Annotated in this window: 15 protein-coding genes and 2 pseudogenes; 9 read left to right on the top strand and 8 right to left on the bottom strand. The window is 59.8% G+C overall.

The annotated features are described in order from the left end of the window. Positions 1–5: 5 nt before the first annotated feature. Together recG and H8S56_RS15200 are read left to right on the top strand one after the other, a co-directional pair. Complete coding sequence (gene recG, locus H8S56_RS15195) at positions 6–2,081, top strand: ATP-dependent DNA helicase RecG (protein ID WP_187519086.1); 2,076 nt, start codon at positions 6–8, stop codon at positions 2,079–2,081. 86 nt (positions 2,082–2,167) lie between these two features. After that, positions 2,168–3,565 (top strand): aminoacyl-tRNA deacylase and HDOD domain-containing protein, encoded by a 1,398-nt coding sequence (locus H8S56_RS15200; protein ID WP_187519087.1) that lies wholly within the window; start codon positions 2,168–2,170, stop codon positions 3,563–3,565. A gap of 250 nt (positions 3,566–3,815) precedes the next feature. Here the strand turns inward: H8S56_RS15200 and H8S56_RS15205 are convergent, their stop codons facing one another. After that, positions 3,816–4,217 carry a GFA family protein gene (locus tag H8S56_RS15205; RefSeq protein WP_187519088.1) on the bottom strand — a complete coding sequence of 134 codons (402 nt, stop codon included), beginning with the start codon at positions 4,215–4,217 and terminating at the stop codon, positions 3,816–3,818. Positions 4,218–4,517: 300 nt separating this feature from the next. Between H8S56_RS15205 and H8S56_RS15210 the strand changes: the two genes are divergently transcribed. The 4 genes from H8S56_RS15210 to H8S56_RS15225 all read left to right on the top strand — a co-directional run bounded on the left by H8S56_RS15210 (position 4,518) and on the right by H8S56_RS15225 (position 10,515). Continuing rightward, positions 4,518–5,825, top strand: a complete 1,308-nt coding sequence (locus H8S56_RS15210; protein WP_024687388.1) for a CitMHS family transporter — start codon at positions 4,518–4,520, stop codon at positions 5,823–5,825. A gap of 314 nt (positions 5,826–6,139) precedes the next feature. Next, the gene (locus tag H8S56_RS15215; RefSeq protein ID WP_187519089.1) at positions 6,140–7,792 is read left to right on the top strand and encodes a Na/Pi cotransporter family protein; all 1,653 of its coding nucleotides are present in this window, start codon (positions 6,140–6,142) and stop codon (positions 7,790–7,792) included. 57 nt (positions 7,793–7,849) lie between these two features. Beyond that, on the top strand, positions 7,850–9,235 hold the full coding sequence (locus H8S56_RS15220; RefSeq protein WP_187519090.1) for a M16 family metallopeptidase: 1,386 nt from the start codon (positions 7,850–7,852) through the stop codon (positions 9,233–9,235). 98 nt (positions 9,236–9,333) lie between these two features. Next, positions 9,334–10,515 carry a DUF5924 family protein gene (locus H8S56_RS15225; RefSeq protein ID WP_024687385.1) on the top strand — a complete coding sequence of 394 codons (1,182 nt, stop codon included), beginning with the start codon at positions 9,334–9,336 and terminating at the stop codon, positions 10,513–10,515. Positions 10,516–10,525: 10 nt separating this feature from the next. On the opposite strand, the gene H8S56_RS15230 is transcribed toward H8S56_RS15225, so the two are convergent. The 7 genes from H8S56_RS15230 to H8S56_RS15255 form a co-directional block, all read right to left on the bottom strand. Further along, a complete protein-coding gene (locus H8S56_RS15230; RefSeq protein WP_187519091.1) occupies positions 10,526–11,767 on the bottom strand; it encodes a nucleoside recognition domain-containing protein in 1,242 nt (413 codons plus the stop codon). 344 nt (positions 11,768–12,111) lie between these two features. Further along, positions 12,112–12,633 carry a hypothetical protein gene (locus H8S56_RS24530; protein WP_328803407.1) on the bottom strand — a complete coding sequence of 174 codons (522 nt, stop codon included), beginning with the start codon at positions 12,631–12,633 and terminating at the stop codon, positions 12,112–12,114. A 158-nt stretch (positions 12,634–12,791) separates the two neighbouring features. Then, positions 12,792–14,123, bottom strand: coding sequence for a glutamate/aspartate:proton symporter GltP (gene gltP / locus H8S56_RS15235; RefSeq protein ID WP_024687383.1), 1,332 nt, complete (start codon positions 14,121–14,123; stop codon positions 12,792–12,794). Between the two features lie 641 nt (positions 14,124–14,764). Beyond that, a complete protein-coding gene (locus tag H8S56_RS15240; RefSeq protein WP_187519092.1) occupies positions 14,765–15,229 on the bottom strand; it encodes an inhibitor of vertebrate lysozyme family protein in 465 nt (154 codons plus the stop codon). Between the two features lie 2 nt (positions 15,230–15,231). Continuing rightward, positions 15,232–15,396: a DUF1328 domain-containing protein gene (locus H8S56_RS15245; protein ID WP_002555679.1), complete on the bottom strand. Its 165-nt coding sequence runs from the start codon at positions 15,394–15,396 to the stop codon at positions 15,232–15,234. A gap of 58 nt (positions 15,397–15,454) precedes the next feature. Continuing rightward, complete coding sequence (locus tag H8S56_RS15250; RefSeq protein ID WP_187519093.1) at positions 15,455–15,739, bottom strand: hypothetical protein; 285 nt, start codon at positions 15,737–15,739, stop codon at positions 15,455–15,457. A gap of 228 nt (positions 15,740–15,967) precedes the next feature. Next, a complete protein-coding gene (locus H8S56_RS15255; RefSeq protein WP_024687380.1) occupies positions 15,968–16,816 on the bottom strand; it encodes a BON domain-containing protein in 849 nt (282 codons plus the stop codon). Positions 16,817–17,012: 196 nt separating this feature from the next. On the opposite strand from H8S56_RS15255, the gene algB reads away from it, so the two are divergent. The 3 genes and pseudogenes from algB to H8S56_RS15265 form a co-directional block, all read left to right on the top strand. After that, positions 17,013–18,359, top strand: a complete 1,347-nt coding sequence (algB, locus tag H8S56_RS15260; protein ID WP_024687379.1) for a sigma-54-dependent response regulator transcription factor AlgB — start codon at positions 17,013–17,015, stop codon at positions 18,357–18,359. Positions 18,360–18,474: 115 nt separating this feature from the next. Then, positions 18,475–18,789 (top strand): annotated as a pseudogene (locus tag H8S56_RS24920) (KinB sensor domain-containing domain); the annotation flags it as partial. Further along, positions 18,781–20,157, top strand: a pseudogene (locus tag H8S56_RS15265) (sensor histidine kinase); the annotation flags it as partial. The pseudogenes H8S56_RS24920 and H8S56_RS15265, both read left to right, overlap by 9 nt. Positions 20,158–20,184 lie beyond the last annotated feature (27 nt).

The raw sequence follows: 20,184 nt of genomic DNA on the forward strand, positions 1-20,184 counted from the left end.
CAAGCATGAGCGAGCTTTCCAAAGTCTCGGTCACGGCACTCAAGGGTGTCGGCGAGGCCATGGCTGAAAAGCTGGCCAAGGTCGGTCTGGAAAACCTGCAGGATGTGCTGTTTCATCTGCCGTTACGTTACCAAGACCGCACCCGCATCGTACCCATCGGCGCATTGCGGCCCGGCCAGGACGCCGTGATCGAAGGCGTCGTGAGCGGCGCGGATGTGGTGATGGGCAAGCGGCGCAGCCTTTTGGTCCGCCTGGGCGACGGCACCGGTGTCGTCAGCCTGCGCTTTTACCATTTCAGCAATGCCCAGAAAGAAGGCATGAAGCGAGGCACGCATCTGCGCTGCTTCGGCGAAGCACGGCCCGGCGCTTCAGGCCTTGAGATCTACCACCCCGAATACCGCGCAATCACGGGCGACGAGCCTGCGCCCGTCGAGCAGACGCTGACGCCGATCTACCCCAGCACCGAAGGCCTTACCCAGCAGCGCCTGCGCCAGCTCTGCCAGCAAAGCCTGGCGATGCTCGGCCCCAAGAGCCTGCCGGACTGGCTGCCTGAAGAGCTGGCCCGGGATTATCAGTTGGCGCCACTGGACGACGCGATTCGCTATCTGCATCACCCACCGGCCGATGCTGATGTCGATGAACTGGCGCTGGGTCATCACTGGGCGCAGCACCGTCTGGCATTTGAAGAACTGCTGACTCACCAGCTTTCTCAACAGCGCCTGCGCGAGAGCCTGCGCTCACAGCGCGCACCCGCCTTGCCGCTGGCAAAGAAGCTGCCGAAGCAGTTTCTCGCCAACCTTGGCTTCCCGCCAACCGGCGCGCAGCAGCGCGTCGGCAAGGAAGTGGCCTACGACCTCAGTCAGCCCGAACCCATGCTGCGCCTGATTCAGGGCGACGTGGGCGCGGGCAAGACCGTCGTCGCCGCACTGGCTGCTCTGCAGGCGCTGGAGGCCGGCTATCAGGTGGCGCTGATGGCACCCACCGAAATCCTCGCTGAACAGCACTACGTCAACTTTCAGCGCTGGCTTGAACCGCTGGGCGTGGGCGTCGCGTGGCTGGCCGGCAAACTCAAGGGCAAGGCGCGCGCCACGTCGCTTGAGCAGATCGCAAGTGGTACGCCGATGGTGGTCGGCACTCACGCGCTGTTTCAGGACGAAGTGCAGTTCAAGAACCTGGCGCTGGTCATCATCGACGAACAGCACCGCTTCGGCGTCCAGCAGCGCCTGGCGCTGCGCAAGAAAGGCGTCGGCGGCCTGATGTGCCCGCACCAGTTGATCATGACCGCCACACCGATTCCCCGCACCCTGGCCATGAGCGCCTACGCGGACCTCGACACTTCGATCCTCGACGAACTGCCGCCAGGCCGTACGCCGGTCAATACCGTGCTGGTCGCCGACAGCCGCCGCATGGAAGTGATCGAGCGGGTGCGCGCCGCCTGCGCCGAAGGCCGACAGGCGTATTGGGTGTGCACACTGATTGAAGAGTCGGAAGAGCTGACCTGCAAGGCCGCCGAGACCTCGTTCGAAGAGCTGAGCAGCGCACTGGGAGAACTGCGTGTCGGGCTGATCCACGGGCGGATGAAGCCTGTCGAGAAAGCCGCGATCATGGCCGAGTTCAAACAGGGCGCGTTGCAACTGCTGGTCGCCACGACCGTGATTGAGGTCGGTGTCGATGTACCCAACTCCAGCCTGATGATCATCGAAAACCCCGAGCGGCTCGGGCTTGCCCAGCTTCATCAATTGCGAGGCCGGGTCGGACGCGGCAGCGCAGCCAGTCACTGTGTGCTGCTTTATCACCCGCCGCTTTCGCAGATCGGTCGTCAGCGCCTGGGCATCATGCGCGAGACCAACGACGGCTTTGTCATCGCCGAAAAAGACCTGGAGCTGCGCGGCCCCGGCGAAATGCTCGGAACCCGACAGACGGGCCTGCTGCAGTTCAAGGTCGCTGACCTGATGCGCGACGCCGATCTGCTCCCCGCCGTTCGCGACGCCGCCCAAGCCTTGCTTGAGCGTTGGCCGCAACACGTCAGCCCGTTACTGGAACGCTGGCTTCGTCATGGCCAGCAGTATGGCCAGGTGTGATGCAGGCAACGGTTTGGAAAGCGCATGAGACCCAAATCAAATAAGGTGGTTATACTTCGTTCATTGTAGGAATTTGGACAAAGACCATGACAGAAGTTGCTCACGTCGATGATTCGCATCACGCCCCTTCCGTAATCCGGCAGTTGCTTGAAAAATTGGCTATCAGCTACAACGAAGTCGTGGACAACCCAAGCCTGCAGCCGGCACGCAAAGTCCAGGCTGTTCTGGTCGAAGACGCCGTCGGCGCGCTGCTGATCCTGTTTCCGCAAAGCCAGTTGCTCGACCTCAGCCGTATCACCGAACTGACCGGCCGGCAATTGACTGCTGTGCCACATGACCGCCTGCTGCGCATGCTGGCCAAGCACAGCCTGCACGTTCTGCCCGGCCTGCCGGCGCTCACCAGCTCGCCATGTCTCTACGACGAACGCCTGCTACAGGAACCGACGCTGTTGGTGGGTTCCGGCGAGCCCGGCATCCTGCTGGAAATCGGCAGCGAGGATTTCAAGAGCATGCTGAGCAAGGCCAGCGCGGCCCATTTCGGTCAGCTTGTAGGCGCGATTCATCCTAACCTTGATCGCCCTGACGACGACCCGGCCGAGATCACCAAGGCCATGCATGCCTTCACGGCGCGTCGTATTCAGCAGCGTCTGGAAGCGACCCTGGAAATTCCGCCACTGGCCGGCACTGCACAAAAAATCATCAAGCTGCGGGTCGATCCCGACGCGACCATCGATGACATCACCGGCGTGGTCGAAACCGATCCTGCGCTGGCGGCTCAGGTCGTCAGTTGGGCTGCGTCGCCTTACTACGCCTCGACCGGCAAGATCCGCTCGGTCGAAGACGCCATCGTGCGTGTGCTGGGTTTCGATCTGGTCATCAACCTCGCCTTGGGTCTGGCGCTGGGCAAGACCTTGAGCCTGCCCAAGGATCAACCGCAACAGACCACGCCCTACTGGCAGCAGTCGATCTACACCGCAGCCGTCATCGAAGGCCTGACCCGCGCCATTCCGCGTGCCAAGCGACCTGAGGGCGGGCTCACCTACCTCGCGGGTCTGCTGCACAACTTTGGCTACCTGTTGCTGGCGCACGTGTTCCCGCCACACTTCTCGCTGATCTGCCGTCAGCTGGAAGTCAATCCGCACCTGCACCACAGCTTCATCGAGCACCATTTGCTCGGGATCAGCCGTGAACAGATCGGCGCCTGGCTGATGCGTTACTGGGACATGCCGGACGAACTCGCCACTGCGCTGCGCTTCCAGCACGACCCCGACTACGCCGGTGAACACCATGCCTACGCCAACCTGGTGTTCCTGGCGGTGCGCTTGCTGAACGCCAACGGTGTCGGCTCAGGGCCTCAGCAGGACATTCCCGATGAGCTGTTCGAGCGCCTGGGCCTGACCCGCGAAAAAGCCAACGAAGCGGTCAAAAAGGTGCTGGAAGCCGAAGTGCTGCTGCGCGAACTGGCGTCTCAGTTCAGTCAGTAACGTCCTTTAGAGCCTGATCATGCATACGTCTGCGCTCATCGTGAGACACACGTCGCGATGAGCATCTGGAACGGGCACGATTTCAGCCGTGAGTGCAGGCCATGCTGCGCTGCGTTTGTCAGCGAAAGCTGGTCCATCCGACGAAGATGCGGCGTCTGAAAAACAGTATTCGCGGGCAAGTCCGCTCTCACGTTCAGACATCGTATTCCGCCATGAAGATTTGTGGATAACGATCACTACCGCATCCTTATCAATCCATCTCTCCCTCGCGCCCCGGCAGGTGCTCGTCCAGACGCAGCCACGGCAAGCGATTCTCGATGAAGATATGCCGCGACGGTGCAGCTCGCTCAGGCTGGTCGAGCGTGGCGATGGCCACATCCATCTCCAGCGGGCTGTTACGCGTGAACAGCGCCAAATGGGCTCCGCAGTTACCACAGAAGTAACGCACGCACGTCGGGCCAGAGTCGTAGGCGCGCGGGCTGCCCGCCAGCCATTGAAATGAATCCCGCGGCACGGTGATCCAGGTCATGACCGTCGCGCCGGACGTTCGCCTGCAGATGGAACAATGGCAATGGGCGATGTCTGCAAGCGGCGCATCGAACTGATAACGCAGGCTGCCGCAATGGCAGCCTCCGGTGCTGAGCTGGCTCATGAGTGCGTCTCCCTGTTGTGCGTCGATCCGCGCGTGACAATAAAACACCCATAAACGCTGATTGAAAGGTCGGTGAAAGCTTGTGCAATTAGCATCGCCTCACTTCCGGCAAAAAGACCGGCCAGCCTGGGTGTCGCTCACTGCGTTCCCTGGCCCAATTAACAACAATAATGGTGATTCCGATGCTTGCTGATTTTCCGATCCGTCCCCTCCTTGCGCTTCCCCTCCACGTACCGCTCCTACTGAGCTGACTCGTTCGTTTCCATCGTTCTGTAGCCGTATTACGTCTGGAGTATTCCCATGCTGACTTTCCTTGGCTTTGCCATGGTCATTGCGTTCATGTACCTGATCATGAGCAAACGCCTGACCGCGCTGATCGCCCTGATTCTGGTGCCTATCGTTTTCGCGCTGTTCGGCGGCTTCGCCTCGCAGATCGGCCCGATGATGCTGGCCGGTATCACCAAGCTGGCGCCGACCGGTGTCATGCTGATGTTCGCCATTCTCTACTTCGCGCTGATGATCGACTCCGGTCTGTTCGACCCGGCCGTGCGCAAGATTCTGAAGATGGTGAAAGGCGACCCGATGCGCATTTCGGTCGGCACCGCAGTGCTGGCTCTGGTGGTCTCGCTGGATGGTGATGGCGCAACGACCTATATGATCTGCGTGGCCGCGATGCTGCCGCTGTACAGCCGCGTTGGCATGAGCCCACGCATCATGGCCGGTCTGATCATTCTGGCTGGTGGCGTGATGAACATGACGCCTTGGGGCGGCCCGACCGCTCGTGCGGCCAGCGCCCTGCACGTCGATGCCTCGGACATTTTCGTCCCGATGATCCCGGCGATGCTGGCTGGCGTGGTGGCGATCCTGGCGATTGCCTACTTCTACGGCAAACGCGAACGTGCCCGTCTGGGTGAACTGCACCTGCAAGGTGATGAAGTCGATCACAGCGAAATCAGCGTGTCACAGTTCCCTGATGCCCGTCGTCCGAAACTGATCTGGTTCAACGGTGGCCTGACGCTGGTCCTGATGGTCGCCCTGATCATGGGCCTGCTGCCACTGCCGGTGCTGTTCATGATCGCGTTCAGTATCGCGATGATCATCAACTATCCGAACCTGCAGGATCAGAAGGATCGCGTGTCGGCTCACGCCGGTAGCGTTCTGGCGGTGGTCGGCTTGATCTTCGCCGCCGGTATCTTCACCGGCATCCTGTCGGGCACCGGTATGGTCGATGCCATGTCCAAGAGCCTGCTCGCCGTGATCCCGGACGCGCTGGGCCCTTACCTGGCGGTCATCACGGCGCTGGTGAGCATGCCGTTCACCTTCTTCATGTCCAACGATGCGTTCTACTACGGCGTGCTGCCGGTGCTGTCCGAAGCCGCTTCCCATTACGGCATCAGCCCGGTGGAAATGGCCCGCGCCTCCATCGTCGGTCAGCCGGTTCACCTGCTCAGCCCACTGGTGCCTTCGACTTACCTGCTGGTCGCACTGGCCGGTATCGAGTTCGGCGATCACCAGCGCTTTACCCTGAAGTGGGCGATTCTGGTCTGCATGTGCATTCTGGTCGCGGCACTGCTGATGGGGATCTTCCCGCTCTATAGCAGCCTGTAACCTGCGGCCATCAGAAGCCCGCCATCGACCCGAGGGTTGATGGCGGGCTTTTTCACGTCTGAGGAATGGCTGACCAGCGCCTAGGGCCGGGTTGCGTGTTCACCCTGTCAGCCCGGGAAGCAGAATGATCAGTGCCGACGTGAACCGTTGATTTATGACAGTTTTATTTCAATGAAACCGAGCCTGTGCGATGCTGGCGTCAAGGCCAAAGGCCGACTAAAGCTTAGTAGAGCGTTACACAACACTTCCCCGCTCGCTACACGCTGCACCTTTCAATCCAATGCCTGTATGGGCAAACCTCAGGGGCTCTCCGTATGCTGACCCTGCTCGATTTGCTATCCGCCGTGGCCTTGCTGATCTGGGGCACGCATATCGTGCGCACTGGCATCCTTCGTGTTTACGGCGCACAACTGCGGCGCGTGCTCAGCCAGAACATGTCCAGACGTCCGCTGGCCTTTATCGCCGGTATTCTCGTGACCGCGATGGTGCAGAGCAGCAACGCCACAGCCATGCTGGTCACCTCCTTCGTGGGCCAGGGCCTGATGACGCTGACGCCTGCGCTGGTCATCATGCTCGGTGCCGATGTCGGCACTGCGTTGATGTCGCGGGTGCTGACCTTCGATCTGTCGTGGCTGTCGCCGCTGCTGATTTTCCTCGGCGTGGTGTTCTTTCTGTCGCGCAAGCAGACGCGGGCCGGACAGTTGGGCCGCGTGGGTATCGGCCTGGGCCTGATCGTGCTGGCGCTGCAATTGATTGTCGAGGCGGCGGCTCCGATCACTCAGGCGGCCGGCGTGAAGGTGTTGTTCGCTTCATTGACGGGCGATCTGCTGCTGGACGCGCTGGTCGGTGCGATGTTTGCCCTGATCTCGTACTCAAGCCTTGCGGCCGTACTGCTGACCGCCACCCTGGCGGGCGCAGAAATCATCGGGTTGCCGGTGGCCATCGGTCTGGTCATCGGCGCCAACATCGGCAGCGGCCTGCTGGCGTTTCTGAGCACCAGCATGCAGAACGTCGCAGGACGACAGGTTGCGCTGGGCAGCCTGTTGTACAAGCTGCTGGGCCTGCTGCTGATCATCCCGGTGCTCGACCCGCTGGTGGCGTGGATCGACACGCTGGGCTTCAGCCCTCAGGAACTGGTCATCGGTTTCCACCTGATCTACAACACAATGCGTTGCCTGATCATGCTGCCCACCGTTGGCCCCATGGCGCGCCTGTGCGCCGCCTTGCTGCCGCAGCAGAACGAAGTCGGCGGCCTGGCCAAACCTCGCCATCTGGACCTGACAGCGCTCAGCACGCCCGCGCTCGCGCTGGCCAATGCCGTGCGTGAAACCCTGCGCATGGGCGACCTGATCGAAAGCATGCTCGGTTCGATGCTGGCTGTATTGCGCGGCACCCAGACCGCCGTCACTCAGGAAGTGCGTCGCCTCAACGATGACGTGGAGGCGCTGTACAGCGCGATCAAGCTGTACTTGGCACAGATGCCGCGCGAGGAGCTGGGCGAGCACGATAACCGCCGCTGGGCCGAGATCATTGAGCTGACGATTAACCTGGAGCTGGCTGCCGGACTGATTGAGCGCATGCTGCGCAAGATCCAGCAGCAGAAGACGTCGCAGCGTCGTTCGTTCTCGGAAACGGGACTTGAGGAACTGGCCGACCTGCAGATCCAGTTGCAGTCCAACCTGCGCCTGGGTCTGTCGGTGTTTCTCAGTGGCGACGAGGAGAGCGCGCGGCAGTTGTTGCGCGAAAAACGTCGTTTTCGGGCTCAGGAGCGGCGGCTGGCGCATGCCCATGTCAGCCGGCTGCAGCGTAAAGTGGTGCAAAGCATCGAGACCAGCTCATTGCACCTGGAACTGATCGCCGACATGAAGCGCCTCAATTCGCTATTCTGCAGCAGCGCCTACGCCGTGCTGGAAACCTCCGATACCGGGGCATTGTCCAGCGAAAGCGCGGCGGAACAATCGCTGTGAACGTAAGGGGAGCCTCGAAGTCTGTTAAACATACCGGCCCGCAAGGAAAGCTGCGTTATGCGTTGCCTGCTGTTCGCTTGTCTGCTTCTCGGCTCACTCCCTTCGTTCGCCCTTGACCGCCTGAAAGTCGAGGGCTATCTGCTGCCCAATGGTTTGCAAGTCCTTCTGAAACCCGGCTATGAGAAGGGTCACGTTGCTATCCGTCTGGTGGTGGGCATTGGCTTCGATGACTTTCCGTGCAAGGACAAGGAGCTGCCACACCTGCTGGAACATCTGCTGTTCAGCGGTATCGACGCCAGCGGCGAAGGTGGTCTGGAAGAGCGCATGCAGGCGTTGGGCGGCGAGTGGAATGCGTTCACCAGCAACACCGATACAACGTTCGTCCTCGAGGCTCCGGCACGCAACCAGCGCAAAGTGCTGGATCTGTTGCTGGAGGTCATGACCCGCACCGAGCTGAATCAGGCGCGCCTGGACACCGTCAAAAGTATCGTCGAGCGCGAAGACGGGGGGCATTTCTCGCACTTGCAGCGCCTGCTCGACAGACGCGATTCGAGTCGCGGTGCCAGTAGCCAGCTGGCGATCGAACTGGGCCTCAAGTGCGCCGAACGCCCTGAAGTGGACGGCATCACGCTGGAGCAGATCGAAGACGTGTTCGCGTCTTGGTACGCCGCCAACAACATGACGTTGATCGTGGTCGGCGACCTGGACAAGCTGCTGCCGGCCTATCTGGAACGCACCTACGGCAAGCTGGCTCCCACCGATCCGATTGATCACCCGCCACTGGCTGAAAGTAATGGCTCGGCCGAACCCAGACGCGAGCTCGAACGCGGCGGGCTCGGGGAGAATGCCAGGCTGCACCTGATCTATCCCGAGCCGCAGCTGGACGACCAGCATGACGAGACCTGGGATCTGGTCAAGGCCTATCTCGACTGGTCGCTCTATACCGAGTTGCGCCTCAAGCACAGCCTGTCGTATGGGCCGTCGGCTGAGCGTGAAGTCTTTGGCGATGTGGGCTTCCTGAGCCTTAATGCCGACGTCGAACGCCAGGACGCCGACCGGGCCGAAAAGGAAATACGCGCTCTGGTCGAGCGTTTACAGAACGACGGTATGCAGCCCGAGACCTTTGCGCGCCTGCGTGACATGGCCGTCGACCGACAAGCCTGGGCGGTTCAGGGCAACAGCGCGCTGGCCGATTATTACTGGGGCGCGCTCAACGACTATGAGGACGGTCGCTTCACCGACCCCGCCAAACGCATCAAGGCCGTGAGCCTGGAAACCGCCAATCGGGCGATGCGACAGTTATTGGCACAACCTGGCTATATGCGCGTTGAAAAACCGCTGCTCAGCTACGACAGTCTGTATTGGATCATCGCCGCCGTCGCGGGGCTGATCGTCATGCTGCTGGCACGGGTGCTATGGCGCTGGCGGGCACATCGTCGATAAGTGCCGTGCAGGTGCAACGCACCTCTTTCTACAGGGACCCGCGCGGCGTTGTTATGCTGCGCGGGTTTTTGAGTGTTTCAAACCGAGTGAACTGCCTGATGCCTGACCTGAACCGCTTCGTGACACCCGTGCTCAACCTGATGCAACGCTATCCGGGGCTCATTGCGGCTTTTGGTTTCGTCTCCGGCATCGCCAGCTTCATTCTGGTGGATCGACAGGAAGGGCTGGCCACCTGGATCGCGGTGGTCATGCTGATCAGCTGGTTATGGCTGATGGTCGAGAACACCATGGTCGGGCTACTCAACAAGGCCATCGGCCGCGAGATCCCGCAGGGCCTGCTGCGCTACGGCACGCAGATGATCCATCAGGAAAGTCTGTTCTTCGTCTTGCCGTTCTTTTTCATCACCACTACGTGGAACAGCGGACAGGCGGTGTTCACGGCGCTGCTGGGCGCTGCCGGACTGATTTCGATCATCGACCCGCTGTACTACAAATGGCTCGCCCCACGGCGCTGGCTGTTCATGGCCTTGCACACCCTGACCCTGTTCGCCGCATTGCTCACGGCATTACCCATCATCGTTCACCTGACCACCGCCCAGAGTTACAAGCTGGCGCTTGGCGTCGCGATGTTGCTGTCCTTCCCTAGCCTGGCGTCGTCCTTTCCCCTGAACAACTGGCGCAATGGCCTGATGGTGCTCACGATGATCGTGGTCGCGGGCGGCGCGGGATGGCTGCTGCGCTCATGGGTGCCGCCTGCAACGTTGTGGCTGACCGAAGTCGCCGTCAGCCCTGACTTCGACAACAAGAACCGCACGCCGGGCGACAGCATCCGACAGATCAGCGCCAATCAGTTGCGCAGCGGCGGCCTGTACGCCTATACCGCAATCAACGCGCCACGCGGCCTTGAGGAACGCATCTACCATGTGTGGCGACATGACGGTAAGGAAATGGACCGGATCGCGCTGGATATCCATGGCGGGCGCAAGGAAGGCTATCGCGCCTGGACCCACAAGCAGAACTTCCCTCAGGACGTGGTCGGGCGCTGGCAGGTGAGGGTGCTGACCGAGGATGGGCAGATGATCGGCGTGCTGCGCTTTACGGTCACTGACGCCGACGAGCCTGCCGTGAAGCGTCCGACCGGCAGGATCATCAAGCTCAAGCCAGGCGGCGATACCGGCGAAGAGCCCGCAGCCGAAGCGGCACCGGAAAAGTCCGAGCCGGTTCAACCGAAGCAGGAAGCACCCGCAGCCGAAGCGGCGCCCGAAGCGCCGGCTCAGTAAGCGGTCAGTGTCAGGTGGCGGTGGCGCCAAAGAACCAGTAGCAGACGAAAATGGCCGCCACCACGCCACAGAACTCGGCCAGTAGCGCGCAACCCACTGCATGGCGCGCACGCTGGATGCCGACCGCACCGAAATACACGGCCAGCACGTAGAACGTGGTTTCAGTACTGCCCTGAATCGTTGCGGCAGCCAGCGCGGCAAAGCTGTCCACACCCTGAGTCTGCATGGTCTCGATCAGCAGCGCCCGCGCGGCACTGCCGGAGAAAGGTTTGACCATCGCGGTGGGCAGGGCGTCGACGAAGCGCGTGTCCCAGCCCAGCCATTCCACCATGTGCCGAATGCCTTCCAGGCCGAAGTCCAGCGCGCCTGACGCACGCAGCACGCCCACTGCGCACAGCATCGCCACCAGATACGGCAACAGGCTCTTGGCGACGTCAAACCCTTCCTTCGCGCCCTCCACGAATGCTTCATACACCTGCACTTTGCGCAGCGAACCGATGATCAGAAACATCATGATCAGGCCGAACAGCGTGAGGTTGCCCAGAATCGACGACAGCCCGGCCAGCGCAGCCGCCGACAGCGTCGCCAGAAACGCCATGAAGCCGCCCAGCAGCAGCGCACCGGGAATCAGATAGGCCAGCACCACCGGGTCCCACAGACGCAAGCGCTGCATGAACGCCACCGACAGCAGGCCGACGACGGTCGAGGCGCTGGTGGCCAGCAGGATCGGCAGGAAAACCAGCGTCGGGTCTACAGCACCTTGCTGTGCGCGGTACATGAAGATCGTCACCGGCAGCAGGGTCAGGGACGATGCGTTGAGCACCAGAAACAGGATCTGCGCGTTGCTGGCGGCATCCTTGCTGGGATTGAGTTCCTGCAGAGAGCGCATGGCCTTGAGGCCGATAGGCGTTGCGGCGTTATCCAGCCCGAGGGCGTTGGCAGCAAAGTTGAGGGTAATCAGGCCCAGCGCCGGATGGCCGGGCGGCACTTCGGGCATCAGCCGCAGGAACAGCGGCCCGAGCACCTTCGCCAGCCAGTCGACGATGCCGGCCTTTTCGGCAATGCGCAGAAAACCAAGCCAGAGGGTGAGGGTGCCGAACAACAGCACCATGACCTCGACCGACAGCTTGGCCATGGCAAAGATGCTTTCGACCATCGCCGCGAAGATGCCCGCATTGCCGCCAATCAGCCACTGCGCCATCGCGGAAATCGCCGCCACGACAAAAAAACCAAGCCACAGGCCATTGAGCATCGGATAAGTCCCTCACAAGATGCGGGGGATGATAACGGCGAGGGGGGCTGGAGGGAAATCGGGGGGCGCGTTTGGCCATGCTTTTACGGGGAGCGACCAACTTGAAGCAGACGTTGACGCCTGAGCCGTTTTTTTCGTAGCGTACAGTCATCGAAGCGACTGACCGGATGAGATTGAGCGCTTCCTGGCCCAACGATTCATCGAAGGGTGTCCGCGCAAGGCGGGCCGAGGCGAAAGCCAGAGCAGTGTCCGGATCTGTTTTACCGAATACGTAAAGAGGCACCTGTCAAAGGGTGCCTTTTTTCGTTTCTGCGTCTTAACGTCTGGTAGCGGCAGGTTGACACTTATCGTGTCTTCCCAAACAACAACACGAACGCCATGCTGCCTTTCAAGCGAGGGCCCTCATCTTCATCGGTGTGGTACGCACTCTCGACTACTAGCTGCAAATCCTGCCACTGTCGTCGTTCCTTTGCAGCTCTTCTTACCTCAAAGAAAACATTGTATGCGCCTGTCGGGTCTTCGATCCTGATCGAGTAGCACCAATTTCGCTCCGCAGCAGTCTCCCACACCTTGGTCTTGGGCGACCCGGCCAGACTTCGGATCAACATGGGCAGTCTATGGGACAGCCTGTAACGTATCGGGCAAAACCTTCTGGGCCGAGGACTGCTCCCATCAATGATCCATTCTGCGAACGGATGAGTGCCTGCCTCATAGCCTTTGGAAAAACAGTGATTCGAAAAGGTTACATGTACGCGAAGCGTTTTTCCGGCGAGCTGGCTGTGGACTTCGAACGAGAAAGGCTCTAGGTGAGACAGATCAATATGACAGCCGCCGATTATCAAAGCGGGAAAATAAGGATTGGTCACAGCTTTCCTTGGCGGCGAGGGAATCGCCCATACCTGGGCTATAGCGCCGGCAAATTCTAGCCGTTAAAAAAAACGAAAAGCCAAATTCATGCTTCCTCAACACCCCTGGAAACACAAAACCCCGGGAAGCCGGGGTTTTGTATTTTGCCATTCAGCAATCACTCCGCCGCAGGGCGGCCCAGCGGGACGGGTTCCTTGCTGCGCCAGTGCGGCAGGGATTCCCAGTAGGCCTGGCCCTTGGCGTCGTCGTACATGCCTTCCCAACGCGAGATAACCAGTACGGCCAAGGCGTTACCGATCACGTTCAGTGCGGTACGGGCCATGTCCATGATGCGGTCGACACCTGCGATGAAGGCCAGGCCTTCCAGCGGGATGCCTGCGCTGCCCAGAGTGGCCAGCAGCACCACGAAGGACACGCCCGGAACGCCCGCGATGCCCTTGGAGGTGACCATCAGGGTCAGGACCAGCATCAGTTGTGCGCCAATGGACAGGTCGATGCCGTACAACTGGGCAATGAAGATCGCCGCAATGCTCTGATAAAGCGTCGATCCGTCGAGGTTGAAGGAGTAACCGGTCGGCACCACGAAACTGCAGATCGCTTTTGGCGCGCCGTAGGCTTCCATCTTCTGGATAACGCGCGGCAGCACGGTTTCGGAACTGGCAGTGGAGTAGGCCAGAATCAGCTCATCCTTGAAGATGCGCATCAGCTTCACCACCGAGAAGCCGAAGGCACGGGCGATCAGGCCCAATACCACGAACGCGAAGAATGCGATGGCGACGTACACCAGGATCACCAGCTTGGCCAGCGGCAGCAACGAGGCGAAGCCGAAGTTGGCGACGGTCACGGCAATCAGCGCGAATACACCGATCGGTGCATAGTTCATGATCATGTGCGTGACCTTGAACATGGTTTCCGAGACACCCTGGAACATCTTGACCAGAGGATCACGGACGTCCGCCTGCAAGCTCGAAAGCCCCAGACCGAACAGCACCGAGAAGAAGATGATCGGCAGCATTTCGCCACGCGCCATGGCCGCAAAGATGTTGGACGGGATCAGGTTGAGGATCGTGGCGATAAACGCGTGATCGTGCTGAACCTCGGCAGTGGTCTGCTGATATTTGGAAATATCGACCGTGCCCAGCGTGCTCATGTCGATGCCGGTGCCGGGGTGGAAGACATTGGCCAGAACCAGGCCGACCAGAATCGCGATCGTGGTAACCACCTCGAAGTAGATGATGGTCTTGAGGCCGATGCGGCCCAGCTTCTTCGCATCGCCGACGCCTGCGATGCCCACCACCAGCGAGGCGACGACGATAGGGATGACGATCATCTTGATCAGTCGAATGAAGATATCACCTGCAGGCTGCAGGATATTGCTGATCCACCAGGCCTTTTCAGCACTGAAGTGGTTGAGAAACGCACCAACGGCGATGCCCAGTGCCAGACCGATCAGGATCTGCCAGGCCAGACTCAGCTTTGCCTTCTTCATATTATTACCCTTGGTTAAAAGTGGCTTGGGCACTTCCAAAACCGACACGCCGAAAGTGCTTTTCCACAGCAATTTCAAGCGGCGGATAACTTTGAAAATGTCCACAGAAGGTCACCGCAGGCGAGCGTCCCAGCTCTGTAGCAGGCGAAAAAAGGCGCAACTATTCCCATGGCAGGCGCGCGAGTCTAATGCCGTAAACGCCTACCTCATGCCGGATCGGCATACAAAAACGACAAAAACTATCGATTTGCGACATGGGAGAATGCCGTTATTCGGCGCAAACGCGGCTAAAACGTCGCCTGCGTTGTAAAGAGGGGTTCAGGGATCAGGACGGCGTGGGGCAGAGGGGAAGGTGATTTTTTACGGATTTATTGGATATACGGTGGACTTTCGGGGGGAAAACCAGAAGCGAAAAACGTAAAGCGCCGCACGAGCAAGGCCATTTCCGCTCGACGGGATCGAGTCGCGAAACAGTTTACTGGTGCGGCAGCTTGCCTGACCCGGCCCTCGACGGAAGTACTCCCTGTACTCCTAGGTCACGCCGATTCTTTCAATCAACGCAACCCGGCCCCCTGGTCATGCACTTACCTTCCTCAGGCCGTGCATCGAGAAAGAGTCACTCGACTCTCTCCCTCTTTCGATCAATACCAATTCGGGTCCTTGCGCAGCTGCTCGTTGAGCAGCTTCTGCATGCCTTCATCAGGCTCGCCCAAATAACGGTAGGTAGCGTGGCGCGTGGGAGACTTGTCCGCAGGCAGGCCTGCAGGCACGTCCACCAGCATGGCGTAGGCATCTTCCTTATCGAAGCTGAAAGCCACGATAAGGCGCTTGCTCTTACAAGTATCGGCGGTCTCGCACAGCGGACCCACCAGATACTGGTCGCCATCTTCCGTCACTGCCGACATCTGCTCGGAAGTGCCGGAGAGATTGATGACCCAGTCGGGCAGTCGCTCTTCCTTTTTCACAACCTTCGCCCAGGTCTGGCGATACTCGGGTGCCGACGAAAGCAACTCGTTGACTCGAGCCTGGCCATCGTTGGCGGCCATTGCTACAGCACTGCCGCCCAACAACAGGGCGGCAGTCAGCGTACGGAGTGACGTGCGCATTCTCAGCCTCGACCACGACGACCGAAGAAGAAGGACACGACGAACATCACCAGGAAGACAACGAACAGAATCTTGGCGATACCTGTTGCAGTGCCGGCGATACCACCGAAGCCAAGTACAGCAGCGACGATAGCGATGATCAGAAACGTGATAGCCCAACTCAGCATGGTGATACTCCTTTTTACAGCCGTTTGAATTTGGATGATTCGGTTATTTCAGGTCGGGTCAGAAGACCCATTTTTGCTGCGGCGCTGCCTCAGTCACAGATACGACGCCTTCCACGGGCCGAATGCTCAGGGCCGTCTCACGGGCGATCGGAGCATTGACGCTGCGGTAGGACACATTGCTGTGAACGATTTGCTGTCTGATTTGCGTCGCCTCACCGGCTTGAGTCCAACGCTGGAACTGTTGAATCGCAATCAGGGTGACCAGCAAGGCAAGCAGCAGAAACAGACCTTGCTGCACGTGGAGGGGGGAGATACGCAATTGCGCCATACGCTGACTGTTCATTTGCAAACTCCCTCCACCTGCGTGGGCATTCAATGTGTAAGTCGTTGTGTACGACCTTCGTTGAAAGGGATATTGCAGAGTGCATGCCAGTTTTTTTATTCAAATAAAAATCAATAAAATCAATGGTTTATATAATTCTGAAAGAGGCATGTTACGCGCAAGCTGCACGATTACACGGTTGTAATCGTGCGTTCTGCACGAAGCGCGCTGCGGGGCGCGCGAGGAACATCAACCAGCGCTGCGGGCCATCACCTTCAACGCGTCGGCGTTCACGCCTTTCACACCCCGAATGTTTCGCGCGATTTCTACCGCCAGCTCTTTCTCGGCGTAGTTGGCAACTACGCCATTGAGCGTGACCAAGCCTTCCTTGGTATCGACCTTGATGTTCAGGCCGTCCAGGTTACGGCTATAGATCAGGCTGGATTTGACCTTGCTGGTAATCCACACATCGCTGATCTGCTCCGTGGCATTGAGCAACTGCGGCTGCGTCTTGGAGGCAATCGAATCCGCAGCGCTCAGGCTGATCAGGTTGTTGACGCTGACCACGCCGTCGGTGTTGCTCGCCAGGCTGCCGGCCAGTTCCTTGGCTTCAGGGCTCTGAGCGCGGCCCTTGAGCGTAATGACCCCGTCCTTGCTGTCCACATCGATGGTCAGCGCCTCAGTGACACTGCTCCACAGCAGCTTGGACTTCACCGTTGCAACCAGCGTGGCGTCCTCGAAACGCTGGGCCATAGGGGTTCGGGTGTCTGCCTCGCTGGCGACCGACGCGTCGATCTCCAGCTGGTTATCCACCTTCTCGATGCCCTTGATGTCCAGCGCGATACGTTCGGCCAGCTCGCGGTCGACCTCGTTCTCAACCTTACCCTTGAGGGTGGCGGTGCCCTGCTCGACGTCGACACTGATCTTGAACGGGCTCAAGTGCTTGTTGAGCGCAAAGGCGGTCCAGATCGAGCCTTCCTGACGAGCTTCGGCCAGCTGCGTGGGCAGGTCGCCTTGCGTCGTTTGCGCGAATGCAGGACCACTGCCGAGCAAGGCAGCCGCAGCCGTGAGCAGGGCGATTTTTTTCAATGAGTACATGGCACGTTCCTTCTGAGGTGGCTTTTCGTCTCCGAATAGACGGTTTTAGCGACATAAACACGGATTAATCAGCGTGTTCGCCATTAAACGAACAGACAGCTACCATGCTTGCCGCAGAATCAATCAGAATTGACCATGCAACTTGCCCGATGATTCCGAGACTAACCAAGACAATTCATTAAGGAGCGTAGGAAAAATGGAAGCAGCCACTGAGAATCAGGGCCGTATTCTGCTTGTGGACGATGAGTCCGCCATCCTCCGCACCTTCCGGTACTGTCTGGAAGACGAAGGCTACAGTGTCGCCACTGCCAACAGCGCAGCGCAGGCGGACACGTTGATGCAACGCCAGGTCTTCGACCTGTGCTTTCTGGATTTGCGCCTGGGCGAAGACAATGGTCTGGACGTTCTGGCACAAATGCGAATTCAAGCGCCGTGGATGCGCGTCGTCATCGTGACGGCGCATTCCGCGGTGGATACTGCGGTGGACGCCATTCAGGCCGGCGCAGCCGATTATCTGGTCAAACCCTGCAGCCCGGACCAGCTGCGACTGGCGACCGCCAAGCAGTTGGAAGTGCGGCAGTTGTCGGCTCGGCTGGAAGCGCTGGAAGGCGAGATTCGCAAACCCAAGGACGGCCTGGATTCCCACAGCCCGTCGATGATGGCGATTCTGGAAACGGCACGTCAGGTCGCTGTGACCGACGCCAATATCCTGATTCTGGGCGAATCCGGCACCGGTAAGGGCGAGCTGGCGCGAGCGATCCACGGCTGGAGCAAGCGGGCCAAGAAATCCTGCGTGACCATCAACTGCCCCTCGCTGACAGCAGAACTGATGGAGAGCGAACTGTTCGGTCACAGCCGCGGGGCGTTTACCGGTGCCAGCGAAAGCACCCTTGGCCGCGTGAATCAGGCCGACGGCGGCACACTGTTTCTCGACGAAATCGGCGATTTTCCCCTGACATTGCAACCCAAGTTGCTCCGTTTCATTCAGGACAAGGAGTACGAACGTGTGGGCGATCCGGTCACCCGTCGTGCCGACGTGCGTATTCTCGCGGCGACCAACCTGAACCTGGAAGACATGGTTCGCAGCGGGCGTTTCCGTGAAGACCTGCTGTATCGCCTGAACGTCATCACCCTGCACCTGCCTGCACTGCGCGAGCGCAGCGAAGACATTCTGACCCTGGCTGACCGTTTCCTGGCCCGCTTCGTCAAGGAATATGCCCGTCCCGCACGAGGTTTCAGCGAAGAAGCACGCGCCGCGCTGCTCAACTATCGCTGGCCAGGCAACATTCGTGAGCTGCGCAACGTCATCGAGCGCGCCAGCATCATCTGCCCGCAGGAGCGCGTAGAGATCAGCCACTTGGGCATGGCCGAACAACCCGCCAACAACGCGCCTCGCGTCGGTGCGGCCTTGAGCCTGGACGAGCTGGAGAAAGCACATATCGGTGCCGTTCTGGCGACCAGTGACACACTCGATCAGGCCGCCAAGACATTGGGCATCGATGCTTCTACGCTGTATCGAAAACGTAAGCAGTACAACTTATGATTGACCTCACATGAAACTGGCCATGAAGTTGCGCACCCGACTGTTCCTGAGCATTTCTGCCCTCATTACGGTGGCATTGCTCGGGTTGCTATTGGGTCTGGTCAGCGTGATGCAGATGGCCAGAACCCAGGAGTCGCTGATTCAGCACAACTTCGCCATTCTGGATCTGGGCCTGAAACTGCGGCAGAACCTTGGCGACCAACTGGTCCTGATGACCGGCTCGGAGCGCAACGAGGCGTTGCTCAAAAAAACCCAGAACCAGTTTCAGGAGTTGCTCGGTGAAGGGTCGGGGCAAGACACGCAGCAGAACGTGCGCACAGGTTTCGAAAAAACCCGAACGGACTATCAGCGTTTTATCCGGGACTGGGACCGATTGGGGACCGATCAGCGTGGTATTCGTGGCAATCCGCAGCTAAGCGACAGTTTCGATACATTGCGCAATGGCTTGCTGGACATACATCGTCAGGCGCTGGAAAACATCAGCAATGCCGAGATCAACTCCAGAGAGCGTGCCTTGTGGATTGCCGGGCTGCTCGGGCTGGTAGGACTTGCGGTGTTGTGCATCGGCTTTGTGACAGCCCACGGCATCGCGCGACGCTTTGGCGCGCCTATCGAGGCACTGGCCAAGGCGGCTGATCGAATCGGGCAGGGCAATTACGAAGTCACGCTGCCTATTTCCTCTGCCGCCGAAATGAACCTGCTGACCCGGCGCTTCGGCATCATGGCCGAGGCGCTGCGTCAGCATCAGGCGACCAACATCGACGAACTGTTGGCGGGCCAGCAGCGCCTGCAGGCAGTCCTGGACAGCATTGACGACGGCCTGCTGATGATTGACCGACAAGGCCGGCTGGAGCACCTCAATCCTGTGGCCCAGCGCCAACTGGGCTGGGACGAGAGCCGGCTCGGGCAGACCCTCGGCGCGGCACTGGAACGACCGGAGCTGGATGAACAACTGCACCTGATTCTGCGCGGCGGCAGCCTTGAGCGCGCCCCTGAAGACCTCTCGATCGAAATCGACAATGAATCACGCCTGCTGACCTACAGCATGACGCCGGTCAGCCACACCAAAGGGCATATTCTGGGTGCGGTGATGGTGCTGCACGACGTCACCGAGCAACGAGCGTTCGAGCGCGTGCGCAGTGAATTCGTCTTGCGCGCCTCACACGAACTGCGCACGCCGGTCACAGGCATGCACATGGCGTTCGGACTCCTGCAAGAACGGCTGCATTTTTCGCCCGATTCCCGCGAGGCCGATCTGCTCAACACCGTCACCGAAGAAATGCAGCGCCTGATGCAGTTGATCAATGACCTGCTGAATTTCTCGCGCTATCAGAACGGCCTGCAGAAACTCAAGCTGGGGCCGTGCTCGATTGAAGAGCTGCTCGAAGAAGCCAAGGCGCGCTTCGAAGTAAAGGCTCAGGAGCAGGGCATCATGTTGATGCTCGACATCCAGGAGCCCTTGCCTCGTCTGCATGCCGATCAGGCGCAACTGGAGCGGGTGCTGGACAACCTGCTGGACAACGCACTGCGCCACACGCCAGAAAACGGCCTGATCCGCTTGCAGGGCAAACGCCACGGCGAACGCGCGATCATCAGCGTCGAAGACAACGGCGAAGGTATTGCTTACGGACAACAGGGGCGGATTTTCGAGCCTTTCGTTCAGGTCGGACGCAAGAAAGGCGGCGCGGGTCTGGGGTTGGCGCTGTGCAAGGAAATCGTCCAGTTGCACGGCGGACGCATGGGTGTCTATTCAAGACCGGGGCAGGGCACGCAGTTCTACATGGCGTTGCCGCTTTGATCCGACAGCCGCGCTTCTTAACTGACG

It is taken from the genome of Pseudomonas triticifolii (assembly GCF_014358015.1).
GTDB classification, from domain to species: domain Bacteria; phylum Pseudomonadota; class Gammaproteobacteria; order Pseudomonadales; family Pseudomonadaceae; genus Aquipseudomonas; species Aquipseudomonas triticifolii.